Annotated in this window: 18 protein-coding genes; 13 read left to right on the forward strand and 5 right to left on the reverse strand. The window is 71.6% G+C overall.

Annotated features, from left to right (window positions below):
- Positions 1 to 379: 379 nt before the first annotated feature.
- Both NP777_RS26150 and NP777_RS26155 read left to right on the forward strand, forming a co-directional pair.
- Complete coding sequence (locus NP777_RS26150; RefSeq protein WP_256652637.1) at positions 380 to 1,666, forward strand: hypothetical protein; 1,287 nt, start codon at positions 380 to 382, stop codon at positions 1,664 to 1,666.
- Between the two features lie 320 nt (positions 1,667 to 1,986).
- Positions 1,987 to 3,021, forward strand: a complete 1,035-nt coding sequence (locus NP777_RS26155) for a phosphatase PAP2 family protein (RefSeq protein WP_256652638.1) — start codon at positions 1,987 to 1,989, stop codon at positions 3,019 to 3,021.
- A gap of 231 nt (positions 3,022 to 3,252) precedes the next feature.
- Here the strand turns inward: NP777_RS26155 and NP777_RS26160 are convergent, their stop codons facing one another.
- Entirely contained in the window at positions 3,253 to 3,468 is a 216-nt protein-coding gene (locus NP777_RS26160; protein ID WP_256652639.1) for an I78 family peptidase inhibitor, read from the reverse strand.
- 394 nt (positions 3,469 to 3,862) lie between these two features.
- Here NP777_RS26160 and gvpO point away from each other — a divergent pair, with 394 nt between their 5' ends.
- The 9 genes from gvpO (at position 3,863) to ctaD (ending at position 9,190) form a co-directional block, all read left to right on the forward strand.
- Positions 3,863 to 4,165: a gas vesicle protein GvpO gene (gene gvpO, locus NP777_RS26165; protein WP_256652640.1), complete on the forward strand. Its 303-nt coding sequence runs from the start codon at positions 3,863 to 3,865 to the stop codon at positions 4,163 to 4,165.
- A gap of 50 nt (positions 4,166 to 4,215) precedes the next feature.
- Positions 4,216 to 4,668, forward strand: coding sequence for a gas vesicle structural protein GvpA (locus tag NP777_RS26170; RefSeq protein WP_256652641.1), 453 nt, complete (start codon positions 4,216 to 4,218; stop codon positions 4,666 to 4,668).
- Positions 4,665 to 5,384 (forward strand): GvpL/GvpF family gas vesicle protein, encoded by a 720-nt coding sequence (locus tag NP777_RS26175; RefSeq protein ID WP_256652642.1) that lies wholly within the window; start codon positions 4,665 to 4,667, stop codon positions 5,382 to 5,384. The genes NP777_RS26170 and NP777_RS26175 overlap by 4 nt, the downstream gene beginning before the upstream one ends.
- Positions 5,384 to 5,590: a gas vesicle protein GvpG gene (locus tag NP777_RS26180; RefSeq protein WP_256652643.1), complete on the forward strand. Its 207-nt coding sequence runs from the start codon at positions 5,384 to 5,386 to the stop codon at positions 5,588 to 5,590. Before NP777_RS26175 ends, NP777_RS26180 begins: the two co-directional genes overlap by 1 nt.
- A gap of 80 nt (positions 5,591 to 5,670) precedes the next feature.
- Complete coding sequence (locus NP777_RS26185) at positions 5,671 to 6,042, forward strand: gas vesicle protein (protein WP_256652674.1); 372 nt, start codon at positions 5,671 to 5,673, stop codon at positions 6,040 to 6,042.
- Positions 6,039 to 6,935: a GvpL/GvpF family gas vesicle protein gene (locus tag NP777_RS26190; RefSeq protein WP_256652644.1), complete on the forward strand. Its 897-nt coding sequence runs from the start codon at positions 6,039 to 6,041 to the stop codon at positions 6,933 to 6,935. Before NP777_RS26185 ends, NP777_RS26190 begins: the two co-directional genes overlap by 4 nt.
- Positions 6,932 to 7,132: a gas vesicle protein gene (locus tag NP777_RS26195; RefSeq protein WP_014059691.1), complete on the forward strand. Its 201-nt coding sequence runs from the start codon at positions 6,932 to 6,934 to the stop codon at positions 7,130 to 7,132. Before NP777_RS26190 ends, NP777_RS26195 begins: the two co-directional genes overlap by 4 nt.
- Positions 7,129 to 7,407, forward strand: coding sequence for a gas vesicle protein K (locus NP777_RS26200; protein ID WP_037949869.1), 279 nt, complete (start codon positions 7,129 to 7,131; stop codon positions 7,405 to 7,407). The genes NP777_RS26195 and NP777_RS26200 overlap by 4 nt, the downstream gene beginning before the upstream one ends.
- Before the next feature lie 79 nt (positions 7,408 to 7,486).
- Complete coding sequence (ctaD, locus tag NP777_RS26205; RefSeq protein ID WP_256652645.1) at positions 7,487 to 9,190, forward strand: aa3-type cytochrome oxidase subunit I; 1,704 nt, start codon at positions 7,487 to 7,489, stop codon at positions 9,188 to 9,190.
- Here ctaD and NP777_RS26210 read toward each other — a convergent pair.
- The 3 genes from NP777_RS26210 to NP777_RS26220 form a co-directional block, all read right to left on the reverse strand.
- Positions 9,159 to 10,118 carry a helix-turn-helix transcriptional regulator gene (locus tag NP777_RS26210; RefSeq protein ID WP_256652646.1) on the reverse strand — a complete coding sequence of 320 codons (960 nt, stop codon included), beginning with the start codon at positions 10,116 to 10,118 and terminating at the stop codon, positions 9,159 to 9,161. The two genes, ctaD and NP777_RS26210, sit on opposite strands and share 32 nt — an antisense overlap.
- Before the next feature lie 102 nt (positions 10,119 to 10,220).
- Positions 10,221 to 11,081: a hypothetical protein gene (locus NP777_RS26215; RefSeq protein ID WP_256652647.1), complete on the reverse strand. Its 861-nt coding sequence runs from the start codon at positions 11,079 to 11,081 to the stop codon at positions 10,221 to 10,223.
- A gap of 41 nt (positions 11,082 to 11,122) precedes the next feature.
- Positions 11,123 to 12,361, reverse strand: a complete 1,239-nt coding sequence (locus NP777_RS26220; protein WP_256652648.1) for a glycosyltransferase family 4 protein — start codon at positions 12,359 to 12,361, stop codon at positions 11,123 to 11,125.
- 278 nt (positions 12,362 to 12,639) lie between these two features.
- On the opposite strand from NP777_RS26220, the gene NP777_RS26225 reads away from it, so the two are divergent.
- The gene (locus NP777_RS26225; protein WP_256652675.1) at positions 12,640 to 13,569 is read left to right on the forward strand and encodes a hypothetical protein; all 930 of its coding nucleotides are present in this window, start codon (positions 12,640 to 12,642) and stop codon (positions 13,567 to 13,569) included.
- Positions 13,570 to 13,706: 137 nt separating this feature from the next.
- Positions 13,707 to 14,057, forward strand: coding sequence for a hypothetical protein (locus NP777_RS26230; RefSeq protein ID WP_256652649.1), 351 nt, complete (start codon positions 13,707 to 13,709; stop codon positions 14,055 to 14,057).
- Between the two features lie 143 nt (positions 14,058 to 14,200).
- On the opposite strand, the gene der is transcribed toward NP777_RS26230, so the two are convergent.
- Complete coding sequence (gene der, locus NP777_RS26235) at positions 14,201 to 15,664, reverse strand: ribosome biogenesis GTPase Der (protein WP_256652650.1); 1,464 nt, start codon at positions 15,662 to 15,664, stop codon at positions 14,201 to 14,203.
- Positions 15,665 to 15,684: the final 20 nt, after the last annotated feature.

Consider the following 15,684-nt stretch of genomic DNA (forward strand, 5'->3'; position numbering starts at 1 on the left):
CGGGTGGCCCCGGTGGCGAAGGCGCGAGTGAGAGGTCAGGGTACGCGAGTCCCCGCGCGGGCCGTGTGCCGCAGGTCATGTTGGGACCGGGCCGCGGATGATTACGGAGGCCTACGTTCCAGACTTCCCCTTTTGTCCCTCCGTCCCTCTGCCGTACCTCCTGTGTCCTCCCGGCGTCCCACCCGCGTCCGACCGGTGGCCGCCTACCGTTCGTCCTCCGTTGTCGTCCGCGGTTCCGGTGACGTAGCCGTCCACGTGGTTGTCCACGCAGTTGTCCACGCAGTTGTCCACGCAGTTGTCCACAGGCCCCGCGGCCCCTCGGCGGAGGGTTTTCCACAGGCCCCGTGAGTAGCCCGGAACATCCTTGATAATCGTCGCCGTGACTGATCTCGCTCAGGCCGGCACCGCGCCGCTCAGCGACGACGGCCGACCGGGCCGCGTCGCTGGTCGCGCGCTGCGCCGGGCCGCTCCAGCACTGCTCGCATACGCGGGGACGCGCCTGCTCGGGCTGGTGGTTCTCGCGATCTGGGGAGCCTTCGCGGACAAGAGCCCGCACCAGTTGCTCTCCGCGCGCTGGGACTCGCTGTGGTACACCCGCATCGCCGAGGAGGGGTACGGCTACACGCTCCAGCTGCCCGATGGCGCGGTCCACTCCAACCTGGCGTTCTTCCCCCTGCTCCCCGGGCTGGAGCGAGTGATATCGGCCATAGCCCCGCTGAACGCGGCCGACGCCGGTCTGCTGGTGAGCTCGGTCACGTCCCTGGTCGCCGCCTGGGGCATCTTCGCGATCGGGGATCTGCTGTACGGACGGCGGGTGGGCATCACGCTGGCCGTGCTGTGGGGTGTGCTGCCGGTCGGGATCGTGCAGTCGATGGCGTACTCGGAGTCCCTCTTCTCGGCACTGGCCGCCTGGGGGGTCCATGCGGCGCTCACCCGGCGGTGGCTGTGGGCGGGGCTGTGCGCGGCGCTGGCGGGGCTCACGCGGCCGGTGGGGGCCGCGGTGGTCGCGGCGGTCTGGGTGGCGGCCGCGGTGGAGCTGCTGCCCGGCGGGCGGTGGCGCCAGGCGTGTCGCACCGTCCCTCCCGTCACCCACCACCACCCTCAACGGAAGCGCTTCGCGCCCTTTCTCAGACCCGTCGCCCACCACCACCCTCGATGGAGGCGCTTCGCGCCCTCTCTCCGGCTCCTCGCGGGTGTCGTGCTGGCGCCGCTGGGCTGGCTGGGCTATGTGGTGTGGGTGGCCCTCCGCACCGGAAGCCCCACCGGCTACTTCGACGTGCAGAACGGCTGGGGAAACGGCTTCGACGGCGGTCTGGCCTTCGCGGCCTTCATCGGGGGGCTGCTGATCGAGCCGCCCTTCGTGGGCGGGATCGGGCTGCTGCTCGGCGTCGGGGCGCTGATCTGGCTCGCGGTCCGCTGTGTGCGGCAGCGCCAGCCGCTGCCGCTGCTGGCCTACGGCGGGGCGGTGCTCGTCCTGGCGCTGGCCGCGAAGGGGTACTTCGGCTCCAAGCCCCGCCTGCTGATACCGGCCTTTCCGCTGCTGCTGCCGATCGCGGTCGCCCTGGCCCGGCTGCGCCCGGTGCGCACCGCGCTGCTCCTGGGGTCGGTGGGGCTCGCCTCGGCGGTGTACGGGGCCTTCTGGCTGCATGGCTCCGGGCCGCCCTGATCCGGCCACTGCCGCGATCCGGCCACCCCGACCGGCCGGGCGGAGCCCGCCGACGATCACTCCAGGCCACCCGGCGACACCAAGGGAAACTTCGGGGAACGCTTTGGCTAATAGGCGATAAACACGCCCTGTAAGAATTCCATAAAGTCCCTGAGACACGCCCATTGGAAGGCCGGGAGCAGAAAAGCCCCGGGGCCTCGTGCATTCCTTGGAAAGGGCGCGGCCAAAAGCCGTGGACGAGACGCACTCCACATCACATCGTCATCACAAAGCGCCCTGATCGACTGAACCCGCCTGTCACGCAATGTAACGTCGATTAGGTGCGTACCGAAGACAAGCTCCCCGCGACCGGGGAGCGAAGGCCCGATCTCGCGCGACCGCGCATGACCCGAACACGCTTCTGGCTGCTCGGGACCACGCTGGCGGTCTACGCGGCGACCGTGATCGGCGTGCTCACCACCTCATGGCTGGTGAAGTTCGACTGGCAGGTCATGCTCTTCCGGCCCTACAAGCAGTGGCCCGAGTTCCACACCTTCCTGGACTACTTCGTGGTCATGGGCCAGCGCGGGCCCACCGCCGTGGCCGTCGCCGCCTGGCTGGGGTGGTGCTGCTACCAGCAGCGCACCCTGCGCCCGCTGCTGGTGCTGGGCACCTCCCTGCTGCTGCTGAACTCCACCGTGGGCGCGGTGAAGATCGGCTTCGGCCGGCTCGGTCCGCACTACGCGACCACCGTCGGATCCAATGAGATGTGGCACACCGGCGATATATTTCCTTCGGGTCACACCGCGAACGCCGTGGTCACCTGGGGTGTACTGGCCTATCTGGCGACCACCCCGGTGGCCCGCAGGGTCGCCTCGCTGATCGCCGCGGGCTTCGCCTTCGGGGTCGGCATGACCACCGTCTACCTCGGCACCCACTGGCTGAGCGATGTGGTGCTGGGCTGGGCCGCCGGGGTGCTGGTGCTGCTGGCGCTGCCCTGGCTGGAGCCCGCCATGGCCCGCGCCGAGGTGCTGCTGCTGACCCTGTGGCGCCGGTTGCGCATCCACCGGGCGTCCGCGCCGGTGCCTTCCGGGCGGCCGGTCGCCGGAACCCCGCTGGCCACCCCGCGTGCCGCCCGCGACGACGAGCTGCCCACCCGCGAGACCGTGGCCGTGGTCCGGCCCGGCGCCGCCACCGGCCGGGGCCCCGACGGGCGGCCCCTCCACCCGGTCCGCCAGCACACGGTGCGCTCCGAGCGCACCCCGGTCACCCCGGTCGGCAGCCGCCGGCCGCCGCACGCCGACCGGGTGCCGCGCGCCACGGCGCCCTTCGGCCCGTCCGGCGCCTCCCGGGGCCGGACGGCCACCGGAGGCTGAGCCACCGACCGGGCCCGCGGGGCGGTACGCACCCCCTCCCCCGCGCCGACCGGTCACACCACGGCCCCGGAGCGCTCCGCCGTGAGCGTTCCGGGGCCGTGGTCGTGTCCGGGCCGGTGCGACCCGGCCCACCGGCACGCGCCGGACGGACTCGAACCGGTCGGCGGCCGGCCCGTCAGTGGCGCACCGTCAGCCGCACCCGGTCAACCGCGCCCGGTCAACCGCGCCCGGTCAGCCACGCCAGCAGCGCTTGACCCTGCCCTCGTCCACCTCGAAGTCGATCCGCCCCCGCAGGTACTCCATGGTGATGATCGCGCCCGGTGGAAGCGTCCGTACGGTGCTCCAGCCGCGGGTGCGCGCCCTCTCCTCCGCGGTGCGGGCATCGAGGCCCACATAGCTGTCGAGGTCGTCGTCGGGTTCGGCCGGAAGGTTCGGTACAGGTCCCATGAGAGCCACCGTAGGCGGCTCCCTACGGGTGGCAAACCCAGAGTTGTCGTGGACCGCCACGGGACCACCACCGGCCCATGCCTCTCACGGCCGCCATTCGTCACACTTGTGTCACAGAAAACACGCCCGGGTTTGTGAGCGACTTCATCACTCTTCCGGGGCTTGTGTTGACGCCTCGAAGATGATTGCGAGTTTCTGTCGATATCCCGCGCCAAACGGCCGGTTCCGGTATAGGCGGCGGTGCGCGGGCGAGATCTGTCGAACAATTCCCGCGGCGACCGGAAAAGCACGCCCCGGACCCCTCCGGAGCGCACAATTCCACCACAAATCGCCGGAGGCCGAAGCCCGGGGTTTACCCCCACCGGGACGCGGTACCCGCCGCCTCGGAGCCAACATGACTGACAGATCCGATGAGACCCCCGAGAAGACGGCGGCCGGCGGTCCGAGCCCGCTGGCACTCCTGCGTGCCGCCCGTGAACAGCTCGTCGAGTTGACGGGCCTGTACCCCGAGTCCCTCCCCCGGCTGGAGCGGACCGACGACGGGTGGCTGCTGGAGGCCGAGGTGGTGGAGCTGGAACGGGTGCCGGAGACGATGAGCCTGATGGCCCTGTACGAGGTGACTCTCGACCCGGACGGCCTGCTGACCGGCTATCGCCGCCTGCGCCGCTATGAGCGCGGCCGGAGCGACCGCCGCTGACGTCGGCGGGGGAACCGGACGCCACCGGATACGAGAGGAACCCACCCGACATGACCACTGTTGTCCCGGCACAGCAATCCAGGGGCGGGGGCGGCACCAGCGGCCTGTACGACGTCCTGGAGCTCATCCTCGACCGAGGGCTGGTGATCGACGCGTTCATCCGAGTCTCCCTGGTCGGCATCGAAATACTCAAGATCGACGTTCGGATCGTGGTCGCGAGCGTCGACACCTATCTGCGGTTCGCCGAGGCGTGCAACCGCCTCGACCTGGAGTCGGGCCCGAACAAGTCCCCCGGGCTGCCCGAGGTCGTCGAGGGCATCACCGAGAACGGCGCGCGGGCCAAGACCAAGGGCGCCCTCTCCGGCGCCGGGGACACCGTCTCCAAGGCCGCCCAGACCGTGGCCGACGCGATCCGGCCGTCGGAGGAGGAAGCGGAGGAGGAGCCGCGCCGGCGCCGTCCGGCCCGTAAGGCGGCGCCACGGAAGTCCGAGGAGTCCTCATGACCACGTATGTCTACGGCATCGCGCGAGGCGAGGTACCGGACCTGGGCGATCGGCTGCTGGGCATCGGCGACCCCCCGCTGCCGGTCCGGGCGCTGAACGAGGGCGAGCTGGCCGCGATCGTCAGCGACTGCCCGCCCGAGCTGAAGCCCCGGCGCCGCGATCTGCTGGCCCACCAGCATGTGCTGACCGAGGTCAGCGGCTCCCGGGCGGTGCTGCCGATGCGCTTCGGCAGCGTCTCCTCCAGCGACGACGACGTCCGCAGCGTGCTCGCCGAGCACGCCGACCGCTACCAGGACCAGCTGAACCGGCTGACCGACCGGGTGGAGTACAACGTCAAGGCCGTGCACGACGAGGACGCGGTGCTCCACCAGGTGCTCGCCGAGGAGCCGGAGCTGCGGATGATGGCGGAGGCCAACCGGGCGGCGGGCGGCGGCACCTACGAGGACCGGGTGCGCTTCGGCGAGCTGATGGCGGGCGCGGTACGGGCCCGTGAGGTGCGGGACGCGAAGTTGGTGGAGGAGGCGCTGGCGCCGACCGCCGAGGATGTGCGGCCCGGCCCGGAGAGCGGCGGCTGGTTTGTGAGCCTGTCGCTGCTGCTCGGCAAGGACGCGGCCGATCCGCTGCTGTCGGCGGCCGCCGAACTGGAGCGGGCCCACCCCTGGCTGAAGCTGCGGATCAACGGTCCGCTGCCGCCGTACAGCTTCGTCGAGTCCTGATGCTGATGATCGGCTGGGTGCTGCGGCAGGTCGTCGCCGCGGCGGAGCGGGAGTACTACGACCCGGCCAACATCCAGCGCGCCCTGGCCGAGCTGGAGACTCGGCTCGACCAGGGCGTGATCGACGAGAAGGAGTTCGAGCGGCAGGAGGACGTGCTGCTCGACCGGTTGGAGGAGGCGCACCAGTGGGCGAACGGGACTCTGTGACCACCCGGGGCGGTGTGGCCCCGACGGCCGGCGCCTATGGCTCACCGGCCTCGTCGCTCGGCTCCTCGGGGTCGTACGGCCTGGCCGGACGGGGTGAGGGCGGGGCGAACCTCGCCGACATCCTGGAGCGGGTGCTCGACAAGGGCGTGGTGATCGCGGGCGATATCCGCATCAATCTGCTCGACATCGAACTTCTCACGATCAAGCTGCGGCTGATCGTGGCCTCGGTCGACAAGGCGAAGGAGATGGGCATCGACTGGTGGGAACACGACCCCTCGCTCTCGTCACGCGCCAGGAGCGGAGTGGACGGCGGTGAGCAGGCCGAGGTCACCCACCGGGAGAACACCGGGGTGAGCAGCCGGAACGGCCGCGCGGACGCCCAGGCCACCGGCCGGGACGGCCGCGAGAACGCCGAGGTGACCAGCGGGGAGAACCGGGAGACCACCGAATGACCGACGGACTGCGGTACGCCTACGCGGTCGTGCGCGACACCGGTGCGCCGGAGGCAGCCCTGGACGCCCTCACGGCCCTGGAGGGGGTGACCGGCGTCGCGGACGAATCGGTGTACGCCGTACGTCATCTGGGGCTCGCCGTGCTGGCGGGCGCCGTACCGGGCGAGGACTACGCCGAGGGCCCGCTGCGGGAGCGGCTGGAGGACATGGCCTGGCTGGAGAAGATGGCCCGGGCCCATCAGCGGGTGGTCGACACCGCCGGCGCCGAGTCCTGTGTCCTACCGGTCCGGCTGGCCACCGTGTGCCACGGCGACGAGGGGCTGCGGAGGATGCTGGCCACCGGGCGGGAGCGGTTCGCCTCGGCGCTGGACCGGCTGGAGGGCCGGGTCGAATGGGGCGTCAAGGCGTACGCCACGCTGCCCGCCGCCGGGCCCCCCGCCGGGGAGCCGCCCGCCGGGGCCGCGAACACCGCGGACGCCCCGAGCACCGCGGACGCCCCGAGCACCCCGAACTCCCCCGGCGCCATGTCCGGCCGCGACTATCTGCGCCGCCGCAAGGCCCAGCGGCAGGCCGCCGAGCGGCGCTGGGGCGATACGGAGGAGGGCGCGCGGCTGGTGCACGACACCCTCTGCGGGCTGGCCGAGCAGTCCAGGCTGCATCCGCCGCAGGACCCCCGGCTGTCGGGGATCTCCGACCACAATGTGCTGAACGCCGCGTATCTGGTGCGGCGCGAGGACAGCGCCGACTTCGCCGAGCGGGTCGGCGAGCTGGCCGGGCGGACGCCCGCGCTGCGGGTGGAGCTGACCGGCCCCTGGGCGCCGTACTCCTTCACCGCCATGGACGAGACCTCCGGCACGGAAGGGAAGACCGAGGGCGCGGGGGCGGACGGATGACGATGGCCCCCGAGGGCCCCCTGGCCCATCAGCAGATCGCCCTGGTGGACGTGTTGGACCGGCTGCTGGCCGGCGGTGTGGTGATCACCGGTGATCTGACCCTGCGCATCGCCGACGTCGATCTGGTCCGCATCGATCTGCGCGCACTCATCAGCTCGGTCAACGCCAATGTGCCGTCCCCCTGGGAGGAACCGTGAGCCGCAAGCTCGAGCTGGACCAGGACACCGTCGAACGCGATCTGATGAAGCTGGTGCTCACCGTCGTGGAGCTGCTGCGCCAGCTCATGGAGCGACAGGCGCTGCGCCGGGTGGACCAGGGCGATCTGACGGAGGACCAGGAGGAGCGGATCGGGCTGACGCTGATGCTCCTGGAGGACCGGATGGGCACGCTCTGCGACCGCTACGGCATCGCGCCCTCCGATCTCAATCTCGACCTTGGGCCACTCGGTCCGCTGCTGCCCCCGAGGGAGTGACGCTCGGGGCAGCTCCCCGGATCACGCCGCCCCGCCGGGCGATCATGGCGGTACCCGCCCAGGACACGGAGGAGTCCCGATGCCGACAGAGACCGCGCGGGCCGCCGGTCCGGTACGGGAGACGCGGCAGGGCAGTGTGCTGGTGGACTGGATCACCACCACCGATCACAAGAAGATCGGGCATCTGTATCTGATCTCGTCGTTCGGCTTCTTCCTGGTCGGCGGCGTGCTGGCGCTGGTGATGCGCGCCGAGCTGGCCCGTCCCGGCCTCCAGATCGTCTCGCAGGAGGAGTTCAACCAGGCGTTCACCCTGCATGGCACGATCATGCTGCTGCTGTTCGCGACCCCGGCGTTCGCGGGGTTCGCCAACGAGATCATGCCGCTGCAGATCGGGGCGCCCGATGTGGCCTTCCCACGCCTCAACATGCTGTCGTACTGGCTGTATCTGTTCGGCGGGGTGATCGTGGTGGCCGGTCTGCTGGTGCCGGGGGGCGCCGCGGACTTCGGCTGGACCGCCTACGCCCCGCTCAACAGCCCGATCCGCTCCCCCGGTATCGGCGCCGATATGTGGATCATGGGGCTGGCGCTCGCGGGGTTCGGGACGATCCTGGGCGCGGTGAACTTCCTGACCACCATCATGGCGATGCGTGCGCCGGGCATGACGATGTTCCGGATGCCGATCTTCACCTGGAACACCCTCTTCACCTCGATCATGATCCTGATGGCGTTCCCGGTGCTGGCGGCGGCGCTGCTGGCGCTGGAGGCGGACCGGCGGTTCGGGGCGGTGGTCTTCGACGCCCGGTACGGCGGGCCGCTGCTGTGGCAGCACCTCTTCTGGTTCTTCGGCCATCCCGAGGTCTACATCATCGCGCTGCCGTTCTTCGGCATCATCACCGAGATCATCCCGGTCTTCTCGCGCAAGCCGGTCTTCGGCTATGTGACGCTGATCGGCGCGACCATGGCCATCACCGGGCTGTCGATGGTCGTCTGGGCCCACCATATGTTCGCCACCGGAGCGGTTCTGCTGCCCTTCTTCTCCCTGATGTCGTTTCTGATCGCGGTGCCGACCGGGGTGAAGTTCTTCAACTGGATCGGCACCATGCTGGGCGGCTCGGTGTCCCTGGAGGCGCCCATGCTGTGGGCGGTCGGGTTCCTGGTGAGCTTCCTCTTCGGCGGGCTCACCGGCGTCATCCTGGCCTCACCGCCGCTGGACTTCCATGTCACGGACACCTACTTCGTCGTGGCCCACTTCCACTACGTGGTCTTCGGGACGGTCGTCTTCGCGATGTTCGCCGGGTTCTACTTCTGGTGGCCCAAGTTCACCGGGAAGCTGCTGGACGAGCGGCTGGCCAAGATCCACTTCTGGACGCTGTTCACCGGCTTCCACACCACCTTCCTGGTGCAGCACTGGCTGGGCGTGGAGGGGATGCCGCGCCGCTACGCCGACTATCTGGCGGCGGACGGCTTCACCGCGCTCAACACCGTCTCCACGATCGGCTCCTTCCTGCTGGGCATGTCGACCCTGCCGTTCCTCTACAACGTCTGGAAGACGGCCAAGTACGGGAAGAAGGTGGAGGTGGACGACCCATGGGGGTTCGGCCGCTCCCTGGAGTGGGCGACCTCCTGTCCCCCGCCCCGGCACAACTTCCTCACGCTCCCCCGGATCCGCTCCGAGTCGCCGGCCTTCGATCTGAACCACCCCGAGGTGGCGAGCCTGACGCGGGAGCGGGAGCAGCGGCCGCGGGGCTCGGTCAGCCCAGGGCCCGGTCCAGCCGATTCCTGAGCTCCCGGATGTGGTCGTTCAGCTCCACCGGCTCGCGCACCTCGAAGTCGAAGCCGCACAGCGCGATATGAACCACCAGCACATCGAGGCTGTGGGCGCCGGTGTGCAGCAGACAGCTGTGCTCGTCCACGGCCTCCAGCACCCCCACCGTGGGCGTGAAACGCTCGGCCGCCCGTTCGGCGGGCACCCGCAGCAGCACGGTGGCCCGTTGGGCGTAGACGGAGGTGGTGATGCCTCGGGCCACATAGGCGGCGATGTCGTCGGAGGGCGGGCGGCGCGGGGTGAAGCGGGGGCCGTGCGGCGGGGTCGGGGTGATCCGGTCGACCCGGTACGTACGCCAGTCGGCGCGTTCCACATCCCAGGCCACCAGGTACCAGCGGCGCTGCGCGGCGACCAGCCGGTGTGGTTCGGCGGTGCGGCGGGTGACCGCACCGCCGTGGTCGCGGTACTCGAAGCGCAGCTGATGGCAGTCCCGGCAGGCGGCGGCCAGCTCGGTCAGCACCGCGGGGTCCACCCCGGGGCCACCGCTCCAGCCGGTCAGCGGCACGGTGAAGGCGGTCAGCGCGCCCACCCGGCGGCGCAGCCGGTCCGGCAGCACCTGCTCCAGCTTGGCCAGGGCCCGTACCGAGGTCTCCTCGATGCCCTCGACCCCGCCGCCCGTCGCCTGGCGCAGCCGCACCGCGACGGCCACCGCCTCCTCGTCGTCCAGCAGCAGCGGCGGCAGCTGGGCGCCCGCGCCCAGCTGATAGCCACCGCCGGTACCCGGCGCGGAGTGCACGGGGTAGCCGAGCTCGCGCAGCCGGTCGACATCGCGGCGCACGGTGCGCGGGGTGACCCCGAGCCGGTCGGCGAGGTCCGCGCCGGACCATTCGCGGTGGGCCTGCAGCAGGGAGAGCAGGCGGAGCAGGCGGGCCGAGGTCTCCAGCATGCGGCCGAGTCTGCCACCGATCGAGGACAGCCTCGGTCCGCAAGGGGTCCTCCCTCAAGAGGTCCGCAAGGCTGTCCTCGGTCCGCGCTCAGGATCCCGGGCTCAGACGAGCGCCTCGATCCGCACCGCGAGATCGTTGTCCCGGGTGTAGTACGGCCGGGCCAGTGCCTCCCCGCGGGGACCGGCCACCGTGCGCGGCGGATAGGTGAAGATCTCCTTCTTGTCCGCGACATCGTCCAGGATCCGGGCGAGCCGCGCCGGGGGCGCGGTCCGGTCCGCCGGGCACAGCCGCAGGTCCCAGACGTCCACGCCGCCGTCCCAGGTCCGCGCGAGCTCGGCGTAGGAGAGCGTGAAGGAGAAGTCCGAGCCCTCGACCTCCAGCGGTGCCGTCCGCACCGGGGCCTCGCCGCCGCGGCAGCGGGCCTCGACCACCGCGTCGGCCAGCCACTCGGACGGGTACGCGACGCGGTAGAGCCGCCCCCGCACCGCCATCGTGTCGTCCTCCAGCCGGATCTCCCCGGCCTCGGCGTGGGGCGCCCGCCGCCAGCTGCGCAGCGAGAGGTTGCCGTGCTTGGTGGCGTACGGGATGCGGACGGACAGCGGGGAGGTGCTCGGCCCGGGACGGCGGTCCACCAGCGAACGCAGATCGTTCAGCCCCGGGGCGAGCCGCCGCGGCTCGGCGTCCCGGTAGGCCACATGGACGTCCCAGCGGCCCTCGGGCAGGGCGACGTTGCTGGGCAGGGCGGCCTGGAGCCGGCCGTCCGCGGTGGGGCCCAGCGGCAGCCGCACCTCCCCGTCGGGGGCGTCCCTCCCGCCCCGGCGGATCAGCACCAGCGCCCCGCTCCAGTCGTCCTGGCCGCCCGGGGCGGGGCGCGCCCAGTCGGCGATATGGAAGGTGAGCCCACCGGCGGAGTCCGCCACGCAGTCGGCGCGGTCGGGGGCGGCCTCGGCGGCCTCACTCATTCTGTCCTCCTCGACGTGCTGCGTTGCCTGTGCTGGTGCACTCATGCGACACGCACCTTCCGCAGGGAGTCCTTGGCGGCGAAAGCGCCACCGATCAGGGAGCCGCGGGCGCGGTGCAGGGAACCCCGCAGGCCGCTGCGGCCGATCAGCTCGGAGAACAGCGTCTCGTAGCGGCCGGCCACCCGCGAGGGGTCGAAGCGGGCCGAGTCCTTCAACGCGGCCTGCCCCATCTGCTGGCGCAGCTCGTCGTCGTTGATGAGATCGAGCAGCGCGGCGGCGATGGCGTCGGTGTCGCCGGTGGGCACGAGACGGCCGTCCACACCGTTGTCGATGATCTCCGCGGGCCCGTGCGGACAATCGGTGGACACCACGGGAAGGCCGCAGCGCATGGCCTCCACGATGGTCATGCCGAACGACTCCAGACTGGAGGTGACGGCGGCTATGGAGCCCTTGGCCCACTCGGGGTCGAGCGGATTGGCCGGGCCCATCAGGAAGACGTGGTTGTAGAGGCCGAGCTTGTCGATGAGGGCGCGCAGCTTGGCGTGCTGGGCGCCGCCGCCGTAGATCCGCAGCCGCCAGTCGGGGCGGGCCTCGCTGACCTTCGCGAAGGAACGAATCAGCAGGTCGTAGCGTTTCACCGGGGCCAGCCGGCCGGCCGCCACCACCCACTTGCCGGTGCCGTCGGCGGGATCGATGCCGGGCGCGGGCACGCTGTTGGGGACCGACTCGATCCGCACGCCGGGCAGCCGCATCTGACCGCGGTAGGTGCGGGCGTCGGCCTCGGTCACGGTGGTCACCGCGTCCAGCCGGGGGTAGACGGCGCGCAGGGCCCGCTTCAGTCCATTGGAGTGGGTGCTGAGCGTCAGATGTTCCTGGCCGACCCGTACCGGACCGCGGCGGGCCTCCCGGGCGATGTGGACATTGAGCCCGGGGCGGGTTCCGACAACGATATCGGCCTCCAGCGAGCGCAGATGATCCGCGATACGGCGGTCGGTGAGCGCGCTGTACTGCTTGTAGCGGCCCTCGGTCACGGGGAAGACCTGCGCCGGGCGGCCGTGTTCCGGGTCGCCGCCGTCGTAGGACGGGCTGCTCTTCCTCAGATCCACGAGGTGGCTGAGCCGCACCTGCGGTCCGGGGTCGAAGATCGGCTCGTCGCGGTGGCGGAAGACCGACACGATCTCCACGTCGTGCTGCTCCCCCAGGGTGCGGGCGAGGTTGTACGTGGTCCGGATCGTCCCGCCGATCCCGTACGCGTTGTGAATAAGGAAAGAGATGTGCATCCGGCCCCGTATCCCACTGCTTCCCCGCGGACGGGTGTGTCGTCCGCCTACCACGATGTAAGACGGTGAAAAGTGGCACAGGGTTGGGTTTCATCACCTTCTTGTGCCCCAACAGATGTGAAATCGGTAGGGAGTCGGGGGAACTTTTCCGCCCGACGGCACATCAGACCGCCGGGTGGCCGGGCGCGTGACCCCCGCCCCGCATGGCCCGTTGTCTACGTATGGGCCGGGAACCACCCGGCCCACCCACCGAGACCGAGGAGCCACCCGTGCCGCGCATGCTCGACGTCAGCGATGACGTACGCGCCGAGATCGGCGACGAAGAAGCCGACCGGCTGCTCGCCGGGGACAACGCCCCGGGCGCTTACGACTGCACGTCCTGCCGCACCCCCGGCAACACCGAGCAGGAGCGCACCAGCACGGTGCTCTTCGTGGGACAGGAGACGGCGGTGCTGGCCTTCGCGCACGCCACCTGCGTGCCCTCCCAGGTCGTCGCGGTCTCGGAGGACCAGTTGCGCGGTGCGGTGCGGTCCATCACGGGTGAGGACACCGCCCAACCGGCCGCCGAGGCGTCGTACGCGCCGCCCGTACCGGCCGCGGCGCATGCTGCCACGTCGTACTTCCCCGGCCCGGCGGCCCCTGCCCCGGCCCCGTCGCCCGCCCCGGTCCCGTCGCCGGTGTCGCCCGCCGCCGGGTCGCACGCCTCGGCCCCGTCCGGCCACGCACCGGCGCCGCAGCAGGCGGTGCTCGGCGTGACCAGCGGGGTGGTGCTGGTCGGTCAGGAGGCGTGCGCGGCGCTGGTGGTGGAGCCGACCGCGCCGATCATCCGCCCCGGCTCGATCGGCCACGGCGATGAATTCCTGCAGCTCCTCAGCGAGCAAGGGTTCGCCCCGGTGGTCGATCTGGGCCGGCCGCCCGCGCCCAACCCCGGCTGGTCGGTGCTGCTGGCCATGGGGCGGCTGCACGCGGTGCTGATGCCGGCACCGGGCGGCGGCCGTCCGGTGGCCTGGTGGCAGGCGCACAGCCCGATGCCGCTCAGCGAGGGCTGGCGGAGCGCCGTCGGCCGCTCCCAGAAGGTGCTGGTCTACGCCGCGGCCGCGGGCACGATCGGCACCCAGCCGCGCGAGGACCAGCTGCGCGCGGCGCTGGACCGGGCCGCCGCGCGCGGCGCCCTGGTCGGCGCCTCGATGCCGCTCGCGGGCACATGACCGCCATGGCCGCCGCCGTCCCGGACCTGCCCCCGGACCTGCCCCCGGAGCTCCCCCCGGACCTCACCGGCCCTTGGTGGGCAGCCCATTCGCCACCGATGCCGCATCCGACGGGCGGCCGGGTCGTTGGCACATACGTGCACGCATACGACCTCTCCTACCGCTCCCCCTCATACGGCTGCATTCCGGCCATGCGCCCCGCGCTGGAGGCAGCGCATGATCCCTGGCGCCACTCCGCCACGCCGATCTACGACGCGTTGTACGCGGAGTACCGCAGGCTGTTCCGGGCGCTGCCCGGTGACCGCTCGGACGAGGAGAACATGGAGTTCGTGGCGTTCGCCGCCATCGGCCAGCCACGCGGCCTCGCCAGCGGCTACGGCCGCGCGGACGGCCACAGCGGGGCCTGGCACACCGACGAGCTCTACTACCGCGGCTATGTCCCCGCGCTCCCGCCCGGCCGGGGCGAGGAGCGGGGGCACACGTACTGACGCGGTGCCGGGGGCCGGGGCGGCGTGAGCCCCCCGGCGCGGCCGCCACTCCGTCCCGCGGCGGGGCTGCCGCTGCCTCTTGCGGCCGCGTCACCGCCCGCCTTACGGCCGCGCCACCGCCACGTCTTACGGCCGCGCCACCGCTACTTCTTGCGGCCGCGCTTCTCGCGCACCCGCACCGAGATCTGCAGCGGCGTCCCCTCGAAGCCGAACTCCTCGCGCAGCCGCCGCTCGATGAAGCGGCGGTAGCCCGCCTCCAGGAAGCCCGAGGCGAAGAGCACGAACCGCGGCGGCCGGGTCCCGGCCTGCGTCCCGAAGAGGATCCGCGGCTGCTTGCCGCCCCGGATCGGATGCGGATGGGAGGCGACGATCTCGCCGAGGAAGGAGTTGAGCCGCCCGGTCGGGATCCGGGTCTCCCAGCCGGCCAGCGCCGTCTCGATCGCCGGGACCAGCTTCTCCATATGGCGGCCGGTGCGGGCCGAGACATTGACCCGCGGCGCCCACTGGATCTGCACCAGCTCCGTCTCGATCTCGCGCTCGAGGTAGTAGCGGCGCTCCTCGTCCAGGGTGTCCCACTTGTTGTACGCGATGACGAGCGCGCGTCCGGCCTCGACGGCCATCGAGATGATCCGCTGGTCCTGGACGCTGATGGACTCGCTGGCGTCGATCAGCACGACCGCGACCTCCGCCTTCTCCACGGCGGCCGCGGTGCGCAGCGAGGCGTAGTAGTCGGCGCCCTCCTGGAGGTGGACCCGGCGGCGGATACCGGCGGTGTCGACGAACTTCCAGGTGATGCCGCCGAGTTCGATCATCTCGTCGACCGGGTCGCGGGTGGTGCCCGCCATCTCGTTGACGACCACCCGCTCCTCGCCCGCGACCTTGTTGAGCAGCGAGGACTTGCCCACGTTCGGACGGCCGATCAGGGCGATCCGGCGCGGTCCGCCGATCGTCGCCCCGAAGGTCTGGGCCGGGGCCTCGGGCAGCGCCTCCAGGACCGCGTCGAGCATGTCGCCGGTGCCGCGGCCGTGCAGCGCGGAGACCGCGTACGGCTCGCCGAGGCCGAGCGACCACAGCATCGCGGCATCGGCCTCGCCGCTGGGCCCGTCGACCTTGTTGGCGCACAGCACCACGGGCTTTCCGGCCCGGCGCAGCAGCTTGACCACGGCCTCGTCGGTGTCGGTGGCGCCCACGGTGGCGTCCACGACGAAGACCACCGCGTCGGCGGCGTCGATCGCGAACTCGGCCTGGGCGGCCACGGACGCGTCGATGCCGAGCACGTCCTGCTCCCAGCCGCCGGTGTCGACCACCTTGAAGCGGCGGCCGGACCACTCGGCCTCGTAGGTCACCCGGTCGCGGGTGACGCCGGGGCGGTCCTCGACGACCGCCTCCCGGCGGCCGAGGATCCGGTTCACCAGGGTGGACTTGCCGACGTTGGGGCGGCCGACGACGGCCAGCACCGGCAGCGGGCCATGCCCCGCCGCGGCCAGGTCGCCCTCGACATCCGCCAGGTCGAAGCCCTCTTGCGCGGCGAGCTCCATGAACTCCGCGTACTCGGCGTCGCCAAGCTCCCCGTGCTCGTCGCCGCCGCTGTGGATCTGGTCGTTCATGAAGATTTCCTCGTCGTCCC

The organism is Streptomyces rugosispiralis (assembly GCF_024505145.1).
GTDB lineage: Bacteria > Actinomycetota > Actinomycetes > Streptomycetales > Streptomycetaceae > Streptomyces > Streptomyces rugosispiralis.

What these genes read in the sequence shown, in the direction of transcription:
- NP777_RS26215 (WP_256652647.1), bottom strand. Translation starts at nt 11,081, where the DNA reads ATGAGTGAGGCCGCCGAGGCCGCCCCCGACCGCGCCGACTGCGTGGCG.
- NP777_RS26210 (WP_256652646.1), bottom strand. Translation starts at nt 10,118, where the DNA reads ATGCTGGAGACCTCGGCCCGCCTGCTCCGCCTGCTCTCCCTGCTGCAG.
- NP777_RS26225 (WP_256652675.1), top strand. Translation starts at nt 12,640, where the DNA reads ATGCTCGACGTCAGCGATGACGTACGCGCCGAGATCGGCGACGAAGAA.
- gvpO (WP_256652640.1), top strand. Translation starts at nt 3,863, where the DNA reads ATGACTGACAGATCCGATGAGACCCCCGAGAAGACGGCGGCCGGCGGT.
- NP777_RS26180 (WP_256652643.1), top strand. Translation starts at nt 5,384, where the DNA reads ATGCTGATGATCGGCTGGGTGCTGCGGCAGGTCGTCGCCGCGGCGGAG.
- der (WP_256652650.1), bottom strand. Translation starts at nt 15,664, where the DNA reads ATGAACGACCAGATCCACAGCGGCGGCGACGAGCACGGGGAGCTTGGC.
- NP777_RS26160 (WP_256652639.1), bottom strand. Translation starts at nt 3,468, where the DNA reads ATGGGACCTGTACCGAACCTTCCGGCCGAACCCGACGACGACCTCGAC.
- NP777_RS26190 (WP_256652644.1), top strand. Translation starts at nt 6,039, where the DNA reads ATGACCGACGGACTGCGGTACGCCTACGCGGTCGTGCGCGACACCGGT.
- NP777_RS26170 (WP_256652641.1), top strand. Translation starts at nt 4,216, where the DNA reads ATGACCACTGTTGTCCCGGCACAGCAATCCAGGGGCGGGGGCGGCACC.
- ctaD (WP_256652645.1), top strand. Translation starts at nt 7,487, where the DNA reads ATGCCGACAGAGACCGCGCGGGCCGCCGGTCCGGTACGGGAGACGCGG.
- NP777_RS26195 (WP_014059691.1), top strand. Translation starts at nt 6,932, where the DNA reads ATGACGATGGCCCCCGAGGGCCCCCTGGCCCATCAGCAGATCGCCCTG.
- NP777_RS26220 (WP_256652648.1), bottom strand. Translation starts at nt 12,361, where the DNA reads ATGCACATCTCTTTCCTTATTCACAACGCGTACGGGATCGGCGGGACG.
- NP777_RS26175 (WP_256652642.1), top strand. Translation starts at nt 4,665, where the DNA reads ATGACCACGTATGTCTACGGCATCGCGCGAGGCGAGGTACCGGACCTG.